Genomic DNA, 23,868 nt, shown 5'->3' on the forward strand with positions numbered 1-23,868 from the left:
AATCGCAACGGACCGTAGCACCATGCGTACGCGATTGCCCTAAATACCGGTATTAGGGCTTTCGGCGATCACCCCTGTGCCGTGACGGGTCACTCCTGTGCCCGGCGAACGGTCACCCGCTGGCGTCCCCGCACCGGTCGGCTCCACCTGACTCACTGTCGGCCACCCCACTGCTCTCGGGTGATCGCGTACTCGACCGCCCGGAGGTCGGTGCCCGGCGGGAAGTAGCTGGGGTCTGCGTGGAATTCACGGACGCACTGCAATCCGACAGCGGTCATCGTCGCCCGGGAGGCGGTATTGGCCGCCGACGCCCTGGCAAAGATCCGGGTCAGCCCGAGGTCTTCGAACCCGTGCCGAATCAACTCACGCGACCCCTCGCCGGCGAGTCCCTTGCGCCAGAAACGCCGCAGAAGCCGGAACCCCAGCTCGGCCTGCTCTTCCACTGGCTCCTGGCCGTCAGAGTCCGGCGCCCGCAGGATCCAGTAGCCGACGAAGTCCCCCTCGGCGAATCCCGCCCAGTACCCCAGACCGGGGATCTGGTTTGCTTCCGCGAGCGTCTCGCGGTGCTTCTTCTCCACCTGTTCACGGGTGCGGGTGCCGCCCAGGTAACGCATCACCTCAGGGTCGGCGTCGAGCTCGACCTGATACTCGCGATGCTCGTCGGACAGCGGGACCAGCCGGGCCCGTTCGGTACGCAGAATCGTCTGGAACATGGCACAGAGCGTCTCAAACAGCCGGCGCAGCGACTCGCGCAGGGTAACGGTCGACTACCGGGGGCGGCATCGGCCGCAACAGGCAATACCTCGGCGGAAATTTATGACGTTCCTCATGACCACTTCATGAAGTCCGCGCCGGATCAGCGAGTTTACGGCGCAGTCCCAGAGAGCGCGATCAACCGGGCATTGACAGACTCGGACGGCCTGATCAATCATCACCTCTGAAAGTCGCCATCTGTCGACGATGCGACTGCCACCTTGCGTTCACAGGGCGACGGTTCCCCTCTGCTGTGGGGACGTATTCAGGCACTACTCGGAGGTATTAACGCTCTACAGCAGGTCACATGGCATGCCGAGAGCTTTCGTCGGCGAATCCGACCATTCCGTGCATGGCGCATGTTCCCTGGTGCGCACGCCCTTGGATCCTTACACCGTTTCTCGATATGTCCTCACTCGAGTTGCCAGCTCATCGATTGCATTTCGGAACTCCTCCGGGACTCGGCCGACCCCGCTGAGCGAAATCCCGCGACCCATTCCAGTCACCTCTGTGAATTAGCCCCAAGAGTGGAAGAGTCAGCTTTGTCCGCGAATCAAGGTGCCCATCGTTCTCCTTCCGAGCGGCGACCGAGCGCGACGCGGAAGCAGACCGCCATCCCGCACGCGGATCGCACCCTCCCCCTGGCGGCCTCACACGGCCAGCAGCGGCTGTGGTTCCTGTCGCACATGCGGGGCGCGAGCGACGCGTACCACATACCCCTGGCCGTGGAACTCCGCGGCACTCTCGACCGCACGGCACTGCGTCGAGCGCTCGACGCTCTGGTGGCCCGTCACGAGGTGCTGCGCACGCGCATTGTCACCGTGGCGGGCGCGGTGTTCCAGGAGATCGATCCGGCCGACGTCGGCTTCCCTCTCACCTATGAGGATCTGGCGGGCGTCCCCCGCGCCGAAGACCGGCTCGCGCTGCTGCGGCGGGAGGAGGCCACCGCGCCGTTCGACCTGGCGCGCGGCCCGTTGCTGCGCAGCCGCCTGGTGACGCTCGGCGCCGACCGGCACGTCCTCCTGCTGACGATGCACCACATCGTGTCGGACGGATGGTCGGTGGAGATTCTGACGCGGGAGCTCAGTGCCCTGTACGCCGCGTTCCGCGACGGCGCACCCGACCCGCTCCTGCCACTGCCCGTGCAGTACGCCGACTACGCGGCGTGGCAGCAGCAGTGGCTGTCCGAAGGGGCCGCGGACGAGCAGCGCACGTACTGGCAGGAGGCCCTGGCGGGCGCCCCGACGGTCCTCGAGTTGCCGACGGACCGGCCCCGCCCGGCCGAGCAGGACTATCGCGGCGGGCAGATGTCGCTCTGCCTCGACGAGGAGTTGACCGCCGCGCTGCAGGACCTCGGCAGACGCAACGGCTGCTCCTTGTCCATGACCGTCCTCGCCGGGTGGGCGCTGGTTCTCGCGCGGCTCGCGGAGCAGTCCGACGTGGTGATCGGCACGCCCGCGGCCGATCGCCCCCGCGCCGACTTCGAGGGCCTGATCGGGTTCTTCGTCAACACCCTGGCGCTGCGGATCGATTTCTCCACGGGGCCGACGGTGACCGAACTGCTCAAGCACGTGCAACAGGTGACGCAGTCCGCGCTGCGGCACCAGGAGCTGCCCTTCGAGCAGGTCATCGACCTGGTCAAGCCCACCCGCAGCCTCGCCCACCCGCCGCTTTTCCAGGTGATGTTCGCCTGGCAGAGCGGCGAGGAGAACGAGATGGCGCTGCCGGGGATCGAGGCGACGCCGCTGGAGTCGGCGCACTCCGTCGCCAGGTTCGACCTGGCCCTGTCCCTGACGGAGAAGAACGGCCGCATCACCGGGAGCCTGGACTACGCCACGGCCCTCCTCGACGCCGATACGGCCGAGCGGTACGGCCGACGGCTGCGTCATGTGCTGGAGCAGATGGTCCAGGCAGACCACCGCCCGGTGGCAGAGCTGACGCTGCTCGACGAGCGGGAGCGTCGACAGGTGCTCGCGGACTTCAACAACCCGGCGCGCCCCGGAACGGCCACACCCCTCGCCGTCCCAGACCTCACGCACACGCCCCCTTCCGGTCTCGTCGAGCGCTTCGAGGCCCAGGTACGTAAGCGTCCCGGCCAGATCGCCGTCATCCACGAGGGCGAAAGGCTCGACTACGCCACCTTGGACCGGCGCGCCAACCGCCTGGCGCAGGCCCTGCTTTCCCGTGGTGTGCGCGCCGAGCAGGTGGTGGGTCTGCACACTCATCTCTCCGTGGATCTGGTGGTGGGCATCCTCGGCGTCCTCAAGGCGGGTGCGGCCTACCTTCCGCTCGATCCCTCGCTGCCCGCGGAGCGGCTGACGGGCATGGCGGCGGACGCCGACGCCGTGCTGGTGCTGAGCAATGATGCCGTGCCGCCGGACGACGACTGGCTGCCACTGACCGCTGTCGAGGCCGAAGGGTGGTGCGAGGACCCACCCGCCCGCGGCTTCCGGCCGAGTGGCCTGGCGTACGTGATCTACACCTCGGGCTCGACCGGCCGCCCCAAGGGGGTCGCCGCTACCCACCGCGGCATCCTGAACCTCCTCGACTACTGGCTGTCGCAGTTCGGGGCGACACCCGGCCAGGTGTCGGCGATGTGGCCGAGCTTCGCCTTCGACGCCTCGCTCCAGGAGCTGATGCTGCCTCTGACCAGCGGCGGCATTCTGCGGTTGGTGCCGGGGGACGTGCGTGACGACCCCGAGGCGCTGATGGGCTGGCTGCGCGAGCACCGCATCGTGGAGGTGCTGCTGCCGCCCGCGTACGTCAAGTGGATCTGTGAGGACCCCGAGGAGCGCCTGGCCGGGCTGTCCTTGAGGTACATCGTCACGGGCCTCGAACCGTTGCCGGAGGACGGCCTGCACCGGCTGGAGCAGGTGCTGCCGGGCCTGCGCGTCCTCAACGGCTACGGCCCCACCGAGACGGCGCTGTACTGCACCGCGTATCTCGATCCGCGTCCGCTCGCGCGCCAGGCGCCGATCGGCCCGCCTGTGGCCAACACGCGGGCCTACGTGCTCGACGAGCGGCTGCGGCCGGCACCCATCGGTGTGGCGGGCGAGCTGTACCTCGCCGGCGCCGGTCTGGCCCGCGGCTATCTGGGCCGCCCCGGCCTGACCTCCGAGCGGTTCGTCGCCGATCCCTTCGTTCCCGGCGGACGGATGTACCGCAGCGGGGACGTGGCCCGCTGGCTTCCGGGCGGCGATCTGCTGTACGTCGGCCGTCGCGACCACCAGGTCAAGCTGCGCGGCTTCCGCATCGAACTGGGCGAGATCGAGGCGACGCTGCTCGACCAGCCCGGTGTGACGGAAGCCGCGGTCGTCGCCGATCGCGACGGCGCCGGTGAACCGCAGTTGGTCGCCGCCGTGGCCGTGGGCGACGCGGCGCCGAGGCCGGTGGCCGAGTGGCGGGCCGCCCTCGCGCGTCGGCTTCCGGCCCATATGATCCCGGCCCTGTTCGTCGAACTGCCGCAGTTGCCGCAGACGTCCAACGGCAAGCTCGACCGCGCGGCACTCCTCGAGCGGGCCCGCGCGGACCGTCCGGCCCAGGTCAACCTGGCCAGCCCGCGCGACCACATCGAGCTGACCCTCTACCAGATATGGCAGCGGCTGCTCGTCCGGTCCGAGATCGGCATCCGCGACAGCTTCTTCGACATCGGCGGCACGTCGATCTCCGCCATCAAGCTGGCCCACGCCGTCCGCGAGGCGTTCGGCGAGACCCTGCTGATCCGTGACGTCGTGCGCCATCCGACGATCGAGGAGCTGGGCGGACGGCTGCGCCGTGGCGACTCGGGAGCCCCGCCGAGCAACCTCCTCGAGCTGCGCGCGGGCGACGGCCGCGCCCAGGTGGTCTGCGTGCACCCGGCGGGCGGCACCGCCTTCTGCTACCTGTCGCTGGCCAAGGCGCTGCCGGAGTCCGTGGGCGTCCACGGAATCCAGTCCCCCGGCGTCAACCCCGGAGAGTCGTTCCTGCCCACGGTGGAGGCCATGGCCGCCGCGTACCTGGAACTCATCGAGCCGCTCCCCGACGCGCCGCTGATCCTCACCGGTCTCTCCTACGGCGGCCTGGTCGCCCACGAGATGGGCCGCCGCCTGGCCCTGGCCGGGCGCACCGACGTGAGTGTGGTACTGCTCGACACGCCGGGCACGGACGACGCCGAGCGGCGCGCGAGCGTCGCGCCGGCGGACATGGCGGAGTTCCGCGACAAGCTCGTGAAGTTCAACGGCATGTACCCGGGCATCGAGGACCGGCAGATCGAGCAGTACTTCCACATCTACAACCACAACCGGAGCACCACGCGCGACCATGTGCCGCGGTCGTCGCCCGTCCGGACGGTGTTCATGCAGGCCGTCAAGGACGTGCCGGACGATCTCCTGCAAGAGCTACGGGACTTCTGGCGCCGCCGCGCCGACGGCGACTTCCTGGTGGAGCCCGTCGACTGCGATCACTGGGAGATGCTGGAGTCCGCGGAGGTGCCGCGGGTCGCCGCGACCATCGAGTCCGAGCTCGACCGCCTCACCCGGTCCCGCCCGTTCACCGGGGCCGGCCTGACGCAGGACGTCGCGCCGCAGGCGCCGATCGTGCCGGCGCGGGAGTCGTGATGAACACCGCACCACAGTCTCCGGTCCCGCCCCGGCCCTCGCAAGGAGCCGACGCCGTACCGCACCTCGCCGAGACCGGCCTCGCCCGAGCCGTCCTGGCCGGCGCCCGCCGCCACCCCGCCGCCATCGCCGTCGTCGACGGCGAGCGCACCCTCACCTACGCCGACCTCGACACCGCGAGCGCGGCCGTCGCCGCGGCCCTGCGCCATCACGGCATACGCCCGGGTCAGGCGGTCGCGGTCTGTCTGCCGCGCTCCTGGCAGCTCGTCTGCGCCATGCTCGGACTCCTGCGCCTCGGCGCGGTGGTGGTGCCGCTCGACGCCCAGAGCCCGCCCGAGCGTCGGGACCACATCCTCACGGACTCGAGCAGTGTCGCCGTGGTGCACGGGACGGAGGCGCCTGTCGGCCTGCCCCAGGGAGTTCGGCCGCTCGCCGTGGACTCGCTGCTCTCCGCGGACGGCGGCGAGGGCTCCCAGGAACCCGCCGCTCCGAACAGCCAGGACGTCTCCTTCGTCTTCTACACCTCGGGCAGCACCGGCCGCCCCAAGGGCGTCGAGGTGCGGGACGCCGGGATCCTGCGCCTGGCGCGCCCCGGCTACCTCCGGCCGGTCGAAGGCGCGCGCTTCGCCTGTCTGTCCAACCCCGCCTTCGACGCGATCAGCTTCGAGGTGTGGGTGCCGCTCCTCACGGGCGGCCGCTGTGTGATCCTTCGCGACGAGACGGTGCAGACTCCCGACGTCCTGGCCGCCGAGCTGGAACGCCTGCGCGTCGACGTCCTGTTCATCACCGTGGCGCTGTTCAACGCGATCGTCGACAAGGTGCCGCACTGCTTCTCCGGCATCGGCCAGGTCCTGGTGGGCGGCGAGCAGCTCAACGCCCGTCTGATCCGCCGGTGGTACCGGGACAATCCCGCAAGCCCCACCCGCCTCCACAACGTCTACGGCCCCACCGAGGCCACCACATTCGCCCTCTGCCACCCCATCCCCCGTGACTTCGACGGCGACGTGATCCCGATCGGGCGCCCACTGCCCGGCACCGAGGCGCTGCCGGTCGTCGACGGAAGCCGTCCGGCCGCGCCCGGAGAAGTGGCCGAACTGTACTTGTCGGGCGAGGCGTTGGCGGCTGGGTACCGCGACCTGCAGGAAGAGACCGAGCGCCGCTTCGTCGCCCTTCCCTGGCACGACGGCGGGCACGGCCGTCACTACCGCACCGGTGACCTCGTGCGCGTCGGCGCCGAAGGCCTCGTCGAGTACGTCGAGCGCGCCGACCGCCAGGTCAAGGTCCGCGGCTTCCGCGTCGAACCGGGCGAGCTGGAGCGTCAGATCGCGGCCCACCCCGCGGTGCGCCAGGTGTACGTCTGCACGCGCCACGACGACAACGGTGTCAACGAGCTCCTGGCCTATCTCGTGCCCGGCGCGGAGCTGTCGTACGAAGACTTCGACCGGCATCTGACCGCCGCTCTGCCCGCGTACATGCGGCCCCACCGCACCTACCGGGTGGCGGAGTTGCCGCTCAACTCCAACGGCAAGGTCGACAAGTCGGCACTGCTGTGCCGCGACGACGCCCCCTGGACCCGAGCCGACACCGACCGCCCGCAGGACGTATCCGTCACGCCGTGGCAGCGCCAGGTGCTCGATCTGGCGAGCCAGGTCCTGGGGGTCACCGACCTCCGCCTCGGTGACCGATGGGTGGCGAGCGGCGGAGACTCGCTCAAGGCGCTGCGGTTGCGCTTCGAGGTCCGGCGCCGCTGGGGCCGCGAGCTGCCCCAAGCCCTGGTCCTCCGCGGGGACTTCGCCGAGCTGGCCGACGCGATCGAGTCGGGCCGCGCCGAGGACGCCGTGCCCTATCCGCCGGTGGCCGCCCCCACCGGTGCACGCGCCGCGTCGGCCACGTCCGAGCAGCAGCGGCTGTGGTTGCTCCAGGAGCAGCACCCGGGCTCGCGCGCGTACAACGTCCCGTTGGTCTTCCGTCTGGACGGCGAGGTCAGCACGGCCGCGCTGCGGCACGCCTTGTGCCGTCTCGTGGTGCGGCACCCGGCGCTGCGTACCGCCTTCGAGGCCACGTCTGATGGGCTGCGGCAGGTGGTCGGCGACGCGTACGACCCGTGGTCCATGCCCACGGAAGCCGCACTGCGCGATGAGGACGGCCGCCGCGCGTTCACCGAGGAATTCTTTGCCGCCCCCTTCGACCTGGCGACGCCCCGGCTCTTCCGGGCGTGCTGGCTGCCGCGCCCGGGCGGCGGCGAACTCCTGCTGCTTCTGCACCACATCGCGGTCGACGGCTGGTCGCTGAGTGTGCTGTTCGGTGAGCTGTCGGCGGAGTACGCGGCCTCGGTGGGTGGCACACGCCAGGGAGAGCTCTCGGCGGGCAGCGGGCTGGAGGGAGAAGCCGAGTTGCCTTCGGTTCCGACTCCGCTCGACTACGCGGCCTGGCAGACCGCATGGCACACCAGCGACACGTATCGCGTTCAACGGGCTCAACTGCAAGAGCATTACGGCTCGTTGACAATGGACACCGCCCCGCTGGAGCCCGTCCGCCCCGCGAGCCGGGCCGACGGCCGACTGCTGCGCACGTCGCTCGACGCGAGCCGCCGTGCCACGCTCGACCGGCTCTGCGCCGAACTCGGCCTCACCCGTTTCCAGCTCCTTCTGAGCGTCTTCTCCTTCAGCCTGTACGGGGCGACGGGGCGCACCCGGCCTCGGATCGCCGGGCCGGTCGCGGGTCGGCCGGTGCAGGAGTTCGAGTCCGGCGTCGGCATGTTCGCGAACACGGTGCTGCTGCCGCTGGACCTCTCTCCTCGCGAAGGGCTGCGTACCCAACTGCGGCAGCACGCCGCCACCGTCCAGCCGGTGCTCGACCGGCAGGACGTCGCCCTCGCCGATGTCCTGGCCGACCAGAGGTCATGGGCCGGGCGGGCGCCGTTCGACTTTCTCTTCGTCCTGGAGAACACCGACTTCGGCGCGCTCTCACTGCCCGGCTGCAAGGCCCGTCCCGAGTGGCCGGCGCCGGCCGAGGCGAAGTGTCCGCTGACCCTGTCGGTGGTGGAGCACGGCGCCGGTGTCGACTGCCTGTGGGAGTACGACGCGCGGTACTTCGGCGTCGACGAGATGGCGGCGTTGGACGGCCTGTTCCGCCGGGGTCTCGACCTGCTGGCCGACGGCACCGATCCCACCCTGACCGAGTTGGTGACGCCCTATCGCCGCTCGCTGCCCGAGCCCGGCCGCGCCGCCACGGCGCCCCTGGCCTTCACGACCATCGCCGAGGGCTTCGCCCGCCAGGTCGGCCGCACACCGGACGCCCCGGCGCTGACAGCCGGGCATCGCACGCTGACCTACGCCGAACTCGACGGGCATGCCGCCGCGTTGGCTGCCGAGCTGCGCCGCGACCATCCGCTGCCGCCGGAAAGCAGCGGTCCCTGCCACGTCGCCCTGTACTTCCAGCCCTCGATCGAGCACGTGGTGGCGCTGCTCGCGCTGGCCAGGCTGCACCTGACCGTCGTGCCCCTCGACCCGTCCTATCCGCCCGCCCTGCTGCGGCAGATCCTGGACCAGGTCGAGCCGCTGTGCGTCCTGGTCCCGCCGGACGACGCGGGCACGCTCGACGCGTTCGCCCCGGACCCGGAGACGCTGCCGCGCCACCGCGTCACGCTCACCGCCCATCCGCCCACGGCTCCGGAGAACGACGTCCCGGTGCCGCCGTACGACGGACGGCGTCCGCTGTACATCCTGTTCACGTCCGGCTCCACCGGCACCCCCAAAGGCGTGCAGGTACCCGACCGCACGCTGTGCAATCTGTTCCAGTGGCAGCGCGAGTCCGGCGGTCTCGCGGCAGCGGCGGTCACCCAGCAGTTCTCCATGCTGTCCTTCGACGTCTCCTTCCAGGAGATCTTCGGCACGCTGTGCGGGGGCGGTCTGCTGCACCTCGTACACCCGAGCCTGCGCCAGGACGCCCCGGCGCTCCTCGATCAGCTCGAAGCGGCGGGGGTCGAGCGCCTCTTCCTGCCGTACGTGGCCCTGCAGGTCCTCGCCGAACACGGCGTCCGCCTCGGCCGCCACCCTTCGCGGCTGCGCGAAGTGATCACCGCGGGCGAGCAGTTGCTGTGCACGGACGCCATCAGAAGCTGGTTCGCCGGGATGCCGGGGACACGTCTTTTCAACCACTACGGGCCGACCGAGACACACGTGGTGTGCAGCCTGTGTCTGGAGGGCGACCCCGCGGCCTGGCCGGAGCGTCCGGCCATCGGTCGCCCGGTCACGGGGGCCTGGCTGCGGGTCGTCGACGACGCCGACGAAGCCGTACCACCGGGGAGCCCCGGTCGGCTGCTCATCGGCGGGTCGATGGCAGCACCCTGCTACCTGGGCGACGCCGCGCTCAACAAGGAACGCTTCATCGATCTGCCCGGTCACGGCACCTTCTACCGCAGCGGTGACCTGGCCCGCTTCGACCGGGACGGTCTGCTGCACTACCTGGGCCGCGACGACCAGCAGATCAAGTTGAGCGGCCACCGCCTGGAGCTCGGGCAGGTCGAGGCGGCGCTGCTGCGGCATCCGGAGGTCGTCAACGCGGTGGCCGTCCAGGACGGCGAACGGCTGGTCGCCTGCGTACAACTCCGTGACGGGGACGCCGGGCCGGCAGCGGGTTCAGCCGTGGCACCGGTGCGGACCCGCTCGGCATTGCCCACCCCGGAGGACCTGGCCCGTCATCTGGCGCCCCTGCTGCCGCCGTACGTACGGATCGACCGCTTCCGGCGCCTGGAGAGGCTGCCGCTCACGCCGAGCGGGAAGCTGGACCGGCGGGCGGCGCTCACCGCGCCCGGCGAGGAGCTGCGGCCGTCGCACGCCGCCACCGGGCCGGTCCTGACCCCGCGTGAGTCCCGGCTCAGCGAACTCTTCGAGCAGGTGGTCGGGCGTCCCGTCGACCCCGAGCAGCGCTTCTTCGACGCCGGTGCCTCCAGCCTCGACCTGATGCGCTTCCACCTGCGCTGCGCCGCCGAGCCCGACCTGCCGTTCACGATCCCAGACTTGTTCGAGCACGTGACCGTGCGGCGGCTCGCCGCGTTCCTGGACGCCGGACCGCAGCCGGACGCGCCCGACACGGGCACCCCGGTCCCCCTAGCCCCCGCCGACGAGCCCATCGCCGTCATCGGCATGGCCGTGCGTCTGCCCGGCGCCGACGACCTCGCCGCGTTCTGGGAGCTGGTACGCACCGGCGCCCGCGGCATCGAGCACTTCGACGCGTCCGACGGCCTCGTCGGCGCCCGCAGCCAGATGTCGGAGCTCCTGTCCTTCGACCCGGAGCACTTCGGCATCAGCCGTCAGGAAGCCCGTCTGATGGACCCGCAGCAGCGGCATCTGCTGATGAGTTCGGTGCAGGCGATGGCCCACGCCGGCATCGCCGACCCGGCCGCCCAGCGCGTCGGCCTGGTCGCCGGTTGCGGCGAGAACACCTACTTCCAGTCCCTGCTCGCCGAGGCCGACCCGGCGGAGCTGCCTGACAGCTTCCAGATGGCGATCCACCACGACAAGGACTTCCTCACCACCAAGGTGGCCTACCACCTCGACCTGTCGGGCCCGGCCTTCACCGTCCAGGCGGCGTGCGCCAGTTCGCTCGTGGCCGTGCACGTCGCGGCAGGCCTGCTGCGCCAGGGCGACGCCGACGTGATGCTCGCAGGCGGGGTGCTCGTCGACACGCTGCTGACCGACGGCTACACGTACCGCCCGCAGCACATCTTCTCCAAGGACGGGCACTGCCGCCCCTTCAGCGACGACGCCGACGGCACCATCGGCGCGAGCGGCGTCGGCGTGGTCGTCCTCAAGCCGCTGTCCCGTGCGCGGCGCGACGGCGACACCGTGTACGCGGTGGTCACCGGCTCGGCCCTCAACAACGACGGCTCCGGCAAGCTCAGTTACAGCGCGCCGTCCTTGGCCGGTCAGCGCGAGGTGATCCGTGCCGCGCTGCGGCGCAGCGGGCACTCCGGTGCCGATCTCGGGTACGTCGAGGCGCACGGGACCGGTACGAGGCTCGGGGACCCGGTCGAGGTCGGAGCGCTGCGGCAGGCCTTCGGGCTGGACGGATCCGGCTCCGACCCTGCCGACTCCGGGCCCGACGGCCCGGGCGGCTCCGGACGTTGTGCGCTGGCGTCGGTGAAGAGCCAGATCGGGCACCTGGGCGCCGCGGCGGGCGTGGTCGGTCTCATCCGGGCGGCCCTGGCGGTGCACCACGGCGTGATCCCGCCCAACGTCGACTTCCACCGGCTCAATCCCCGACTCGGTTCTGACATGGCGCCGTTCTACATCCCGACCGAGGCGCGCCTCTGGCCCGCCCGGCGGCCGCGCGTGGCTGCCGTGAGCAGCTTCGGCATCGGCGGCACCAACGCCCATCTGGTGCTGGAAGCAGCCGAGACGTACGGGGCGGACCGGCCGCAGGAGTCCGCGGAACCACCCCACCGACTCCCCTCCGTCCCTTGTCTGGTGCTGTCCAGCAGCGGCGCTTCGGGACTGCGCGCGGACGCCGCCCGCATCGCCGACTACCTCGCCGACCGGCCCGAGGCGTACGGTCAGGTCCTGCGTCACCTGCAAGCCGGACGGCCTTCGCTCCGCCGACGGGCGGCGGCGGTCCACGCTGACGTCGAGGCCGCCGTGGCCTGGCTGCGTACCGTGTCCGGCTCCGAGGTGACGCCCCACGACGACACCTGCGCCGCCGAGGACCACACGCCCGCCGAGCTGGCCGAGGCCTGGATGCGCGGGCGGGCAGTCCGTTGGCCGCAGGGACCGGCTCAAGCCCCCTGGGATTTCCCGCCACCGGCGTTCGACCTCACCAAGTACGACTTCCGGCGCGCCGCGCCCACGAGCCTGGGTCGCAACGAGCGGGAAGGTGACGGGCTGCCGCAGGAACTGCCGGAGTCCGACTGGCCTCAACGTCTCCCCGAAGCCGGCTGGCTGCATCAGCCGCACTGGGTAAGGCTGAGCCGCGCCCGCACCTCTCCCGGACCGCACGCGTCCGGACTGCTGGTGGCCATGACCGCCACGCCGTTGGCGCCCGAGGCGCTGCGCACCCTCGAAGCAGGGTACGAGCGGGTGGTGCGGGTCAGCGCCGCCACGGCGTTCGCCCGGCTCGCCGAGGACGTCTATGAAGTGGATCCCGCCGACCCGGCATCGCTACGGCAGCTCCTGGGCGCACTGGCCGACGGGGGCCGGGCGGGCATCGACTGGCTGCACGCGCTTCCGCTCGCGGTGGCCGGACCGGTCGGCGAGGACGCCCTCACTCGCGCACAGTGGGCCTGCCTGGACACTCCGGCGGCCCTGATGCAGGCAGCCGACGCCCTGCCCGAGTCGGTGCGACTGCGGCCCTGGTGGCTGTCGTACGGCACCCAGCCGGTCGAAGGCGACGTGCGGCGACCGGAGTTGGGGCTGCTCGCGGGCGCCGCGGAAGTGGTGCGGCAGGAGTGTTCCGCCGACGATCGCTGGCTTGACCTGCCCACCGGAGACCCGGCCGACTGGGCCGCCGCCCTCGGGGGCCTGCTGGCCGAGGCCGACGCCTCGGTGGCACTCCCCCGGCGGCTCGCGCTGCGGCAGGGCTATTGGTGGCGGCAGGCGCTGCTTCCGGTGCCCGCACCCGAGGTGACAGAACCCGGCGTGCTGATATCCGACGTACCAGCACACGACGTGTTCTCGAGCGAGCCCGGCACGTACGTGATCCTCGGCGGCACCGGCGGCATCGGCTGCGCCCTGGCCGCCTGGCTGCTCGCGCAGTCCGACTGCCGGGTCGTCCTGCTGGCCCGCCGTCGACGACTGCCGACGGACCTGGCTCAGTGGGCGGACCGTGTCGAGCTGATCGAGGCCGACCTGGCCGCGGAGCCGCTTGAGACGGTCCTGGCCCGGATCCAGCGGCACGCCGGGCGGGTCGACGGCGTGGTGCACGCCGCAGGTGAGGCGAGCGGAGGGCTGATCACGCGCCGTGACGGTGCCGCGATGCGGCAGGCGATGGCGGCCAAGCTGCAGGGCGCGCTGCTGACGGAGCGGCTGATCGAACGCTTCCAGCCGGACTTCGCCGTGTACTGCTCGTCGATGTCGGCGCTGTTCGGCGGCATCGGTCAGTTCGACTACGCCGCCGCGAGTGGTCTCCTTGACGCCTTCGCCCGCCACCGCTCCGGAGCCGCCGAGACCACGGCACGCATCGGCATCAACTGGGACATCTGGAGCGAGGTCGGCATGGCCCGCGACGCCCTCCGATCGGACGCACGGCACCAGGCCCACCTCGCGGTCGGCCTGGCGGAGAAGGAGGGCCAGCGGCTTTTCGCGCGGGCGCTGCGGCTCCAATTGCCCCACCTGCTCGTCTCCACCACGGACATCGAGCGGGCGCGCGCGTTCTACGCGGCACCGGCGGACGCGGCACAGGGCCTGCGAGGAACCTCGCGGGACGAACGCCAGGACGGCACTGCGCCGACCGCCACGGTCACGTCCCGGCTCACCGACACCCTGTGCGGCCTGCTGGGTCTCGACGAACTCGCCCCGCAAGCGTCGTTGTACGACCACGGTGCCGACTCCCTGACCCTGCTCGACCTGATCGCCACGGTGGAGGAGCACTTCGGCGTCGCCCTGGACCTGTCCCGGCTGAGCCACCAGGTCAGCGTGGACGAGATCGTGGCGCACATCGCCGAGGCCGCGCCCGGTGGCCTCCCCGCCGCGGAACCGGTCGTCGTGGAGGTCTGGCAGGAGGGCACGGGCCGGGACCTGGTGTGCCTGATCCATCCGGTCGGCGGCGACATCCAGGCCTATCGCGCCCTGGTGACCGCCCTCGCCCCGCACCTGACGGCCTGTCTGATCGCCGACCCCGCACTGCGGCGGACCGACCTGCCTCCCTGGTCGATCGCCGAGCGGGCCCGGCACTATCACGCGGCGTTGCAAGCGCGCTTCCCGCACGCCGAGTGGCGATGGCGGCTCGCGGGCTGGTCGTTCGGCGCCTGGGTGGCACACGCCATGGCCGCCGAGGCGGAGGCGTCCGGCCGTCCCGCCGACGGGCTGTATCTGCTCGACCCGCCGCCTCCGGACGCCGCGCGGCACTTCCAGGCGTACGACGAGACGCAGTTCGAGGCGGTCTTCGAGCACGAGTTGAGCCAGAGCACCGCCGGGGCGCCGGTGAGCGCGGAGGCGACGGCGTACGCCGAGCGCCTGGCCCGCTGCTGCCGGGCCAACGTGGCGGGTCTGGCGCGGCACGAGCTCCCCCCGCTCACCGTCACGCCCACGCGCGTCTGGCTCGCGGGCGAACCGGTCGACGGGCTGCCGGCTCTGGGCCCGCCGGAGGCCCAACAGCGCCTGTGGCAGGCGCAGTTGCCCGGGCTCCGGTCCTGCGACGTGCTCGACACCACGCATTACGGCATCGTCCGACAGCCACAGGTACGGGCGGTGGCCGACGCCGTCGACGCAGAATCCCTTCCCGATCCCCTGCCCCATCGCACGACGAGCCGAGGCCCCGCATGACCCCCTATCAATCACTGCCGCCGCGTGCCTTCTGGCGCACCGCGGTGGCCGATCCCGACCTGCGGGCCATCGGCGGCCTGTGGACCCCCAAGTTCGCCGTCGGGCAGGACGACGTGATCCTGACCGCCGGGTCGTGCTTCGCCCGCCACATCGGCCGCACCCTCCTTGAGCGCGGCATGAACTGGCGCGACGCCGAACCGGCCCCGCCGGGCCTGACGGAGGCCGAGCGGCGGGACCGGCACTACGGCGTGTTCTCGTTCCGTACCGGCAACGTCTACACGGCCGCGGCCCTGCGGCAGTGGCTGTCCTGGGCGTCGGGTGACAGCGCCCCGCCCGAGGAGGTGTGGCGCGAGGACGGCCGCTGGTTCGACCCGTTCCGCCCGTCCGTCGAACCCGACGGGCACGCGTCGCCGGAAGAGGTGACACAAGCGCGTGAGGGGACTCTGGCAGCGATCCGCGGCGCCGTCGCCGAGGCGGACTGCCTCGTGTTCACCCTGGGCCTGACCGAAGCCTGGCACGGCCGCGCGCACGGCGCCGTCTACCCCGTCTGCCCCGGGACGGTGCGTGGCACGTACGACGCCGAGCGGCACGCGTTCCACAACTTCACCTTCGCCGAGGTGTATCGCGACCTGTCGGCCGCCATCGAGCTCGCGCGCTCCGCCAATCCGGGTCTGCGGGTGCTGCTGACCGTCTCGCCGGTGCCGCTCACCGCGACGGCTACCGGCGGCCATGTGCTCACGGCCACCACCTACTCGAAGTCCGTTCTGCGGGCGGTGGCCGGGCAGTTGGCTCACGAGCTGGATCACGTCGACTATTTCCCGGCGTACGAGATCGTCACCGGCTTCCCCTTCAAGGCGGAGTTCTTCGAGCCGAACCTGCGCACGGTCTCGCCGGACGGCGTCGACTTCGTCATGGGCCAGTTCTTCGACGCCCTCGCCGGTCGCCCGGCCGCGTCGCACCCGGATGCCGCCCGCCCCGCCGAGCCCACCCCTGGAGAGGACTTCTGGTGCGATGACGCCGTACTCGACTACTACAGCCCCCGCTGACCCCGCGGCCGGGTCGGCCGCCGCCCGGTTCCTGCTGCTCGGCGACTCGCACGCGGGCCCGATCGGGCGGGCGGCGAAGGCGGCCGGAATTCCGTTCTCCGGAGGCCCGGTCGGCGCCGGGCGCGAGTTCAACGCCGAGTTCTTCGACGTACGCGAGAACGACGTCGCCTTCCGCAAACCGGAGACGGACGCCCTCTACCGCGGATTCCTTGAGGAGTTGGGCGTCGATGGGCTCGGTGGGCTCGCCGCGCCCCTGGTGTGCACCTTCGGCTTCAGCTCCCACTTCATCGCCACGACGGCGAACTGGGACATCTACCGGGTGCCCGGCGGCGGCTTCGCACCCGGTTTCCTGGCCAGCCGCCTGTTCGACGATCTCGTCCGTGCGACGGTCCGCGACGCCCTGGCGTTCTACGGGCACGCCCGCGCGCTGGGCCTGCGGGTGGTCTCGGTGATGCCGCCGCAGCGAGTGCCCGGCATGTCGGACCCCGTGGTGTTCATGGCGGCGCAGGACGTGACGCGCCGCGCCCTGCTGGAACTCGGCGTGGAAGTCGTGGATCTGCGCGCCCGCGTCACCGACGGGGAGGGCTTCCAGCGCCCCGAGTTCAGCGAGGCCACCGACACGATCCACGGCAACCTGGCCTTCGGCCGCCTGATCCTGGCCGAACTCCTGGCTCTGGGCCTGTGAACCTCAAAAGACGCTGAACACCGCACACTTCCAAGGCTCCTTGGCCTACCGCCACTTACTCACCGCCACTTACCACCAAGACTGTCAGGAGGATGGAATGGAACAGTTCGCGCTGGACGCCATCGAGCAGGTGACCACGAGGCCGCCGGAGGTCTACGACACCATCACCGTCGAGCCGCTGACCCCCGTCATCGGCGCCGAGGTGTCCGGCCTCGACCTTGCCAAGGAACTCACCGACGACCAGGTGGCCGAGGTCAAACGCGCCTTCCTCCGCCACCACGTGCTGGTCTTCCGCGATCAGACGCTGACCGGCGAGGACCACAAGCGGGTCGCCGGCTGCTTCGGCGAACTGCACCCGGTGACACTGCCCGTCGAGGGTTCCGACCCGCACATCCTCGACATCAGCGCCGACAAGAACTCGCGCGCGGTCGCCGGACACGGCTGGCACGCCGACGGCACCGCCGACCTGAGGCCGTCGCTCGGCTCGATGCTGTACATCACCCGCACCCCGGAGCCCGGCTGCGGCGGCGACACCATGTTCGCCAACATGCATCTGGCCTACGAGATGCTCTCGCCCGCGATGAAGGAACTCCTGGACCCCATGACCGCGGTCCACGACGGCCTGCTCGCCTGGGAGGGGAAGACCCCGCCGCCCGAGTACGACGTGCCCGTGCATGCGCACCCGGTGATCGCCCGCCACCCCGACACGGGCCGCAAGCTCCTCTACATCAACGGCGTGTACGTCTCGCACATCGAGCAGTTGTCGAAGGGCGAGAGCCGGGCGGTCATTGACATGTTGGTCAAGCACATCACCAACACGGCCCTGCTGCACTGCCGGGTCCGCTGGACACCCAACACCCTGGTGTTCTGGGACAACCGCTGCGTCCAGCACCACGCGATCTGGGACTACTTCCCGCACTCGCGCTACGGCCAGCGCGTCGCCATCCGGGGTCACCGGCCCACGGCCTGAGCCGAACCGGTCGGCCTCGGCCGGGGTGCATCCGGCCGAGGCCGACTCCTAGCCCGCGGCCCGGCCCACGCTCTCGGCAAGCCCTTGGCCGAGCCGTCCGCACGCTGAGCGGTACTGCTCGGCGCGGACGTCCGCGCCGTCCCGGGTCTCCTGCGCGTCCTGCTCTTGGGCCTGCCCCTCGTTCGGCTGCGCATGGGCGAGCGCACAGGCATGGGCATACGCGAAGGGATACGCCTCGGCGAAGGCCTGCTCGTCGCCCGCGGCGAACGCGGCCGCCAGCGCCCGTGCGTTCGCCAGGGCGTTGGCGTCCGCGTAGGAGCGGGCGTTGGCGTCGGTGTTGAGCTTGGCGTACATGGTGGCGAACTCGGCGGCCTTCTCCTCGCCGTAGTCGTTGTCCATGGCGTAAGCGCGCGCGTTGACGGAGGCCGTGGTGTAGGCGTCTGCGTAGGCGTACGCGTATCGGTAGAGCTCGCCCAACGCGGCTCCCAGCGCTTCGCGCCACGCCCGCTCCTCGACGCGCTCCCCCTCAAGCGCCTTCTCGTGCAGCCGCCGCGCGGCTTCCTGCGCGGCCCCGTCCAAGCCGCGTCGCACGCTCGTCTGCACCAACATCGGGGCGACCGTGCGCACATGCCAGTCGTGGACCACGTCGATGGGCACCTGCCCGCCGAGCCGCACCAGCCCGTCATACATCTGCCGTGCCCAGACATTCGCCGCGTCGCCGCCCTGCCCGCAGTACAGCGCGGCGGCGACCTGGGCGAGCCACGACGGCATCGACGAGCCGGCACCGCCCGCCGGTGAGCCGTCGCTGCCTCCGTCCGCCCGCTCCGGCCGGACCGAACCATCGGGAACGGCAGGCCCGACAGGACCGGCCGCGAGCCGGGTGACGAACTCGTCCAACGATTCAGCGACGACGCCCGTCCGTCCCATGCGGCCCATCAACCTGCCCTCATCTCGTCCGTTCCAGTGCGAAGACGGCCACTTTACGCATTCAGCCGATGGGCTCCGGCATCGGCCGGACCTCGTACGCGAGGTGGATCGTGTCCGCGGTCGCGGGGTCGGTGAGCTCCACGCGCCAGCCCTCGGCGAACTGGTCGACGCCCTCCGTCATGGGGATGGTGCCGGAGATGAGGACCGTGCCGGGGAGCAGGGCCTCGCGGGAGCGCAGGACGTCCACCCAGTAGCCCGGGGTCAGGAGTTCGGCGAGTGTTCCGCTCTGGATCTGCGTCTCCGTGCCCTCGTGGGTGACCCAGGCGCGCAGGGTGAGTGCGTCGAGGCGGTCCTCCACGTCGGACAGGCGCCAGGCGCGGCGGGCCAGGACGTCGGGGCCCGCGTTCTTGCTCCAGGCCACGCCGTGCACCTCCAGGTCCCGGTCGGTGTGGTCGCAGGCGGCGGTGAGCAGGAGTTCGCCGTCGGCGGCCACGACCAGTGCCCACTCGGCCTCGCCGGACGTGCGGGCGTGCTGGGCGGCGACGCGGTCGGTCTGCTGGGCGAGGTAGGGGGACACGGGGTAGAGGGCCGGGGTCACGGAGGGGGCGGGGACGCCGAGGGCGGCGAGCTCGGCGACGTGGGCGGCGACGTCGTCCTGGCTGCGGCCGGCGTACCCGGCGTTGAGGACCTGCACCACCTCGACGTCGCGGCGGGTTCCGTCGGGCAGTTCGAAGGTCAGCGTGGCCATGGGCGCTCCAAGGGCGGCGGTACGGAAAGGAGACTGCGGTTCCGCGCGGTCAAACTTCTGCCGCGGGGCTTGCGCATACGACCTGTATACAAGAAGTATGCCCTGGAGGTCGATGTTTCCGAACGCAAGGATGCGCTCCATGCACGACAACCCGAAGGACGGCCCTGGTGGGGCCGGCCCGCGCTCCGGGGTCCGGCGGGCCTTCGTCGCCAGCCTCACCGGCACCGCGCTGGAGTGGTACGACTTCGCCGTCTACTCCGCCGCCGCGGCACTGGTCTTCGGTGATCTGTTCTTCCCCTCGGAAGACCCTCTCACCGGCACGCTCCTCGCGTTCTCCACCTACGCGGTCGGCTATATCTCGCGGCCGCTCGGCGGCTTCGTCTTCGGCCGCCTCGGGGATGTGATCGGCCGCAAGAAGGTCCTCATCGCCACGCTGGTGCTCATCGGCGCGGCCACGTTCGTCATCGGCGTGCTGCCCACGTACGGCACGGTCGGTGTCGCCGCCCCCATCGCCCTGGTCCTGCTGCGGTTCGCGCAGGGCGTCGGGGTCGGCGGCGAGTGGGGCGGCGCCGTCCTGCTCTCCAGCGAGTTCGGCGATCCGCGCCGGCGCGGTTTCTACGCCTCCGCCGCGCAGGTGGGCCCGCCCGCGGGCAACCTGCTGGCCAACGGTGTGCTCGCCGTCCTGGGCGCGCTGCTCAGCGAGGACCAGTTCCTGTCCTGGGGCTGGCGCGTGGCGTTCCTGCTGTCCGGGGTGCTCGTGGGCTTCGGGCTGTGGATCCGCGCGAAGCTGGAGGAGACTCCGGTGTTCAAGGCGATGGAGGCCGAGCAGTCCCGGCCCGAGGCCCCCATCCGCGAGGTCTTCACCACCCGGCCCCGCGCCCTGGTCGCCGCCATCCTCTGCCGCGTCGGCCCGGACGTGCTGTACGCGATGTTCACCGTCTTCGTCCTCACGTACGCCACCGAGGAACTGGACATGTCGCGGGGCTCCGCCCTGGCGGCCGTGCTCATCGGCTCCTCCCTCCAGGTGGTGCTCATCCCCCTGGCGGGCGCGGTCTCGGACCGGGTCAACCGGCGTGCCCTGTACGGCTGGTCCGCCGTGGCCGCGGGCCTGTGGCCGTTCCTGTTCTTCCTCATGGTCGACGGCGGCGGGTGGGTCCCGCTCGTCCTCGGTGTCGTCGTGGGTCTGGCCATCCACTCCCTCATGTACGGGCCGCAGGCCGCCTTCATCGCCGAACAGTTCTCGCCCCGGCTGCGCTACACCGGCTCATCCCTGGCCTACACCCTCGCCGGCCTCATCGGCGGCGCCGTCGCTCCGCTGCTGTTCACGGCACTGCTGAGTGCGTACGACAGTTGGGTGCCGCTGGCCCTCTACATCGCGCTCGCCTCGGTGATCACCGTCGTCGGTGTGTGGCTGGGGAGGGACGCGGCGGATGCGGCGGAAGAGGACGCGGCGCTGGCTGCGGGTGCCCCGCAGGAGCAGGGTCCGGCCTCGTCCCACGTGCACGCACAGCCCTCGGAGGCGGCCGTGTCCCCGGCCGACGTGAGATGACCTCGTACGCCGAGATGACCTCGTACGACGACACGGCCTCGTAGCCGTACGCCCGCACCGACCACGAACACCGTCCCCCCGCCAGAGGAGAGAACCCACCGTGCGCATCGCCCTCAGCCAGCTCACCACCGGTCCCGGCCCCGAGAAGAACCTGCGGCTCATCGAGGAGTGGGCGGCACGCGGCGCCGACGCCGGTGCCCGGGTCGTCGTGTTCCCCGAAGCCGCCATGGCCTGCTTCGGCACCGACCTCGCGCCCCTCGCCGAGCCGCTGGACGGGCCGTGGGCCAACGGCGTGCGGGACATCGCCAGGGCCACGGGAACGGTGATCGTGGCGGGCATGTTCACCCCGGCTCCCGGGGGCCGGGTGGCCAACACCCTGCTCGCCACCGGTGACGGCGTCGAGGCGTCGTACGACAAGATCCATCTCTACGACGCCTTCGGTTACGCCGAGTCCGACAGCGTCGCCGCCGGTTCGAAGGCCGTCACCATCGACGTGGACGGCGTCCGCCTGGGCCTCGCTACCTGCTACGACGTACGTTTCCCCGAGCTGTTCCGGGCCCACGCGGACGCCGGTGCGGCGGCGACTCTGCTCGCGGCCTCCTGGGGCGCCGGTCCCGGCAAGCTCGACCAGTGGGACCTGCTGGTGCGGGCCCGTGCCCTCGACTCCACGCTCTGGGTGGCGGCCGTCGGCCAGGCCGACCCGAGCACGACGGGAAGCCACGTCCAGGGTCCGGCACCCACCGGCATCGGACACAGCCGCGTCGTCGGCCCGGACGGGACCGTACGCCACCGACTCGACGCGGAACCGGGCCTGTTGGTCGCCGACCTGGACACCGACGAGGTCGCACACGTGCGCGCGAAGACGTCCGTACTCGCCAACCGGCGTCCGGAGCTGTGGTGAAGCAGGAAAGCCGCTAGCCCGCCAGCAGAACCTTCAGCGTCGACTCCAAGTGATGGTCGATCGCCTCGCACGCCGCCGCGGCGTCCCCGGCCGCGAGGGCGTCCAGGATCGCCCCGTGTTCGTCGATCACCGCGGACTGCCGGCCCTCCGCGTTGAACAGCGCCACGACGCCCGCCCGGACCTGGCGGCTGCGCAGTCCGTCGTAGTGGCGGTCGAGCAGGGCGTTGCCGACGGCGGAGACCAGGGTCTTGTGGAAGAGGTGGTCCACGGCGATGAATTCCTTGGCCTGGTCGGGGCCGCTGAGACCGCGCTGCTGCTCAAGGAGATCGGCCAGTTCCCGCACCGGCGTCCGGTCCGCCGCGACGACCTGTTGCGCGGCGTACCGCTCGACGATGCCGCGCAGCTCCATCAGCTCGGCGATCTCCCGGCCCATGAGGGGCGCCACCCGCGCCCCTCGCTTGGGCACCAGCTCGACCAGGTCCTCGGCGGCGAGGAGGAGCAGCGCCTCGCGGATCGGCGTGCGGGAGACCCCGATCCGGTTGGCGATGTCCTGCTCGGAGAGATACTCGCCCTGCATCGCCGGATCGGTGAGCACCGTGTCCTTGAGATACGCGTAGGCCTTCTCCCGACCGGACACCACGGCAACCCCCTGAAGACCCGCATACACCTTGTATACGGAAGCTACCACGGGCCGCCTCCCCATACTCCCGCCTTGCGCCACGGCGGGCGGCGCGACAAGGTCGGTGGAGGGATACATAGAGGGCGCTGCGGCGTACGAGGCGTACAAGGAGGCCCCGGGCATGCCCATCGCGACCGTGAATCCGGCGACCGGCGAGACGGAGCGGACCTTCGAGGCGCTCGGCCCGCAGGAGATCGAGGCGCGGCTCGCCCGCGCCACGGCGGCCTTCGACCGCCACCGCCGCACGTCCTTCGCCGAGCGCGCCGTGCTGCTGCGCCGCGCGGCCGACCTGCTCGACGAGGACGCGGCCGACGTCGCGCGGACCATCACCACCGAGATGGGCAAGCCGCTCGCGGCGGCCCACGCGGAGGCCGGCAAGTGTGCCAGGACGATGCGCTGGTACGCCGACCACGCCGAGGAGCTGCTCGCGGACGAGCACCCCGACGAGGGCGACGTACGCGACTCCGGTGCGAGCCGCGTCTTCGTCCGCTACCGGCCCGTCGGCGTCGTCCTCGCCGTGATGCCGTGGAACTTCCCGCTCTGGCAAGTGGTGCGGTTCGCCGCGCCCGCGCTGATGGCGGGCAATGTCGGGCTGCTCAAGCACGCGTCGAACGTGCCGCAGACCGCCCTGTATCTGGAGGACCTCTTCCGGCGCGCGGGATTCGACGAGGGCTGCTTCCAGACGCTGCTCGTCGGCTCCGGTGCCGTCGAGGGGATCCTGCGCGACCCGCGGGTCGCCGCCGCCACGCTCACCGGCAGCGAGGGCGCGGGCCGCTCGGTGGCCGCGATCGCGGGTGACGAGATCAAGAAGACCGTCCTGGAGCTGGGCGGCAGCGACCCGTTCGTCGTGATGCCGTCGGCCGACGTGGCAGCGGCGGCGCGTACCGCCGTCACGGCGCGGGTGCAGAACGCGGGCCAGTCCTGCATCGCCGCCAAGCGGTTCATCGTGCACAGCGAGGTGTACGACGCCTTCCTTTCCGGGTTCGCCACGGGCATGCGGGAGTTGACCGTCGGTGATCCACTGGACGAGGGCACCGATGTGGGCCCGCTCGCCAGTGAACAGGGCCGCGCGGACCTGGAGGAGCTCGTCGACGACGCCGTGCGCCAGGGCGCGACCGCCGTGTGCGGCGGGCAGCGGCCCAAGGGCCTCGATCGGGGCTTCTTCTACGAGCCGACGGTTCTGACGGGCATCACCCGTGCGATGCGCATCCATCTTGAGGAGACCTTCGGTCCGGTGGCCACGGTCTACCGGGTGGCGGATCTGGACGAGGCGGTGGCCGTCGCCAACGACACGTCGTTCGGGCTGAGTTCCAGTGTGTGGACCAGGGACGACGCCGAGGTAGAGCGTTTCGTACGTGATCTGCAGGCGGGCGGCGTCTACTTCAACGGGATGACCGCCTCGCACGCGGCGTTCCCCTTCGGCGGCGTCAAGCGCTCGGGATACGGGCGTGAGCTGTCCGGCCACGGCATCAAGGAGTTCTGCGACGTGACCACTGTGTGGCACGGGGCGTGAGCGGCCCAGGGCGGGGAGACCCA

12 protein-coding genes are annotated in these 23,868 nt (G+C 71.4%); 8 read left to right on the forward strand and 4 right to left on the reverse strand.

Annotation, left to right across the window (positions count from 1 at the left end; genetic code table 11):
• Positions 1-152 precede the first annotated feature (152 nt).
• Entirely contained in the window at positions 153-713 is a 561-nt protein-coding gene (locus tag IEY91_RS18170; protein ID WP_189174783.1) for a GNAT family N-acetyltransferase, read from the reverse strand.
• Between the two features lie 582 nt (positions 714-1,295).
• Between IEY91_RS18170 and IEY91_RS18175 the strand changes: the two genes are divergently transcribed.
• The 5 genes from IEY91_RS18175 (at position 1,296) to IEY91_RS18195 (ending at position 17,528) form a co-directional block, all read left to right on the forward strand.
• Positions 1,296-5,348, forward strand: a complete 4,053-nt coding sequence (locus IEY91_RS18175) for a non-ribosomal peptide synthetase (RefSeq protein ID WP_189174784.1) — start codon at positions 1,296-1,298, stop codon at positions 5,346-5,348.
• Positions 5,348-14,827, forward strand: coding sequence for a non-ribosomal peptide synthetase (locus IEY91_RS18180; RefSeq protein WP_189174785.1), 9,480 nt, complete (start codon positions 5,348-5,350; stop codon positions 14,825-14,827). The genes IEY91_RS18175 and IEY91_RS18180 overlap by 1 nt, the downstream gene beginning before the upstream one ends.
• Complete coding sequence (locus IEY91_RS18185; protein ID WP_189174786.1) at positions 14,824-15,873, forward strand: GSCFA domain-containing protein; 1,050 nt, start codon at positions 14,824-14,826, stop codon at positions 15,871-15,873. The genes IEY91_RS18180 and IEY91_RS18185 overlap by 4 nt, the downstream gene beginning before the upstream one ends.
• Entirely contained in the window at positions 15,839-16,558 is a 720-nt protein-coding gene (locus tag IEY91_RS18190) for a hypothetical protein (RefSeq protein ID WP_189174787.1), read from the forward strand. Before IEY91_RS18185 ends, IEY91_RS18190 begins: the two co-directional genes overlap by 35 nt.
• A gap of 97 nt (positions 16,559-16,655) precedes the next feature.
• The gene (locus IEY91_RS18195; RefSeq protein WP_189174788.1) at positions 16,656-17,528 is read left to right on the forward strand and encodes a TauD/TfdA dioxygenase family protein; all 873 of its coding nucleotides are present in this window, start codon (positions 16,656-16,658) and stop codon (positions 17,526-17,528) included.
• Positions 17,529-17,576: 48 nt separating this feature from the next.
• Here IEY91_RS18195 and IEY91_RS18200 read toward each other — a convergent pair whose 3' ends face one another.
• Together IEY91_RS18200 and IEY91_RS18205 are read right to left on the reverse strand one after the other, a co-directional pair.
• Positions 17,577-18,455: a SpcZ gene (locus tag IEY91_RS18200; RefSeq protein WP_229697054.1), complete on the reverse strand. Its 879-nt coding sequence runs from the start codon at positions 18,453-18,455 to the stop codon at positions 17,577-17,579.
• A gap of 61 nt (positions 18,456-18,516) precedes the next feature.
• Complete coding sequence (locus tag IEY91_RS18205; RefSeq protein WP_164327567.1) at positions 18,517-19,203, reverse strand: DUF2848 domain-containing protein; 687 nt, start codon at positions 19,201-19,203, stop codon at positions 18,517-18,519.
• Between the two features lie 139 nt (positions 19,204-19,342).
• On the opposite strand from IEY91_RS18205, the gene IEY91_RS18210 reads away from it, so the two are divergent.
• Together IEY91_RS18210 and IEY91_RS18215 are read left to right on the forward strand one after the other, a co-directional pair.
• Positions 19,343-20,752: an MFS transporter gene (locus IEY91_RS18210; protein WP_189174790.1), complete on the forward strand. Its 1,410-nt coding sequence runs from the start codon at positions 19,343-19,345 to the stop codon at positions 20,750-20,752.
• Positions 20,753-20,852: 100 nt separating this feature from the next.
• On the forward strand, positions 20,853-21,653 hold the full coding sequence (locus IEY91_RS18215) for a carbon-nitrogen hydrolase family protein (RefSeq protein ID WP_189174791.1): 801 nt from the start codon (positions 20,853-20,855) through the stop codon (positions 21,651-21,653).
• 13 nt (positions 21,654-21,666) lie between these two features.
• Here IEY91_RS18215 and IEY91_RS18220 read toward each other — a convergent pair whose 3' ends face one another.
• Complete coding sequence (locus IEY91_RS18220) at positions 21,667-22,293, reverse strand: GntR family transcriptional regulator (RefSeq protein ID WP_189174792.1); 627 nt, start codon at positions 22,291-22,293, stop codon at positions 21,667-21,669.
• Between the two features lie 160 nt (positions 22,294-22,453).
• Between IEY91_RS18220 and IEY91_RS18225 the strand changes: the two genes are divergently transcribed.
• On the forward strand, positions 22,454-23,845 hold the full coding sequence (locus IEY91_RS18225; RefSeq protein WP_189174793.1) for an NADP-dependent succinic semialdehyde dehydrogenase: 1,392 nt from the start codon (positions 22,454-22,456) through the stop codon (positions 23,843-23,845).
• Positions 23,846-23,868: the final 23 nt, after the last annotated feature.

It is taken from the genome of Streptomyces lasiicapitis, from assembly GCF_014646335.1.
Lineage (GTDB): Bacteria > Actinomycetota > Actinomycetes > Streptomycetales > Streptomycetaceae > Streptomyces > Streptomyces lasiicapitis.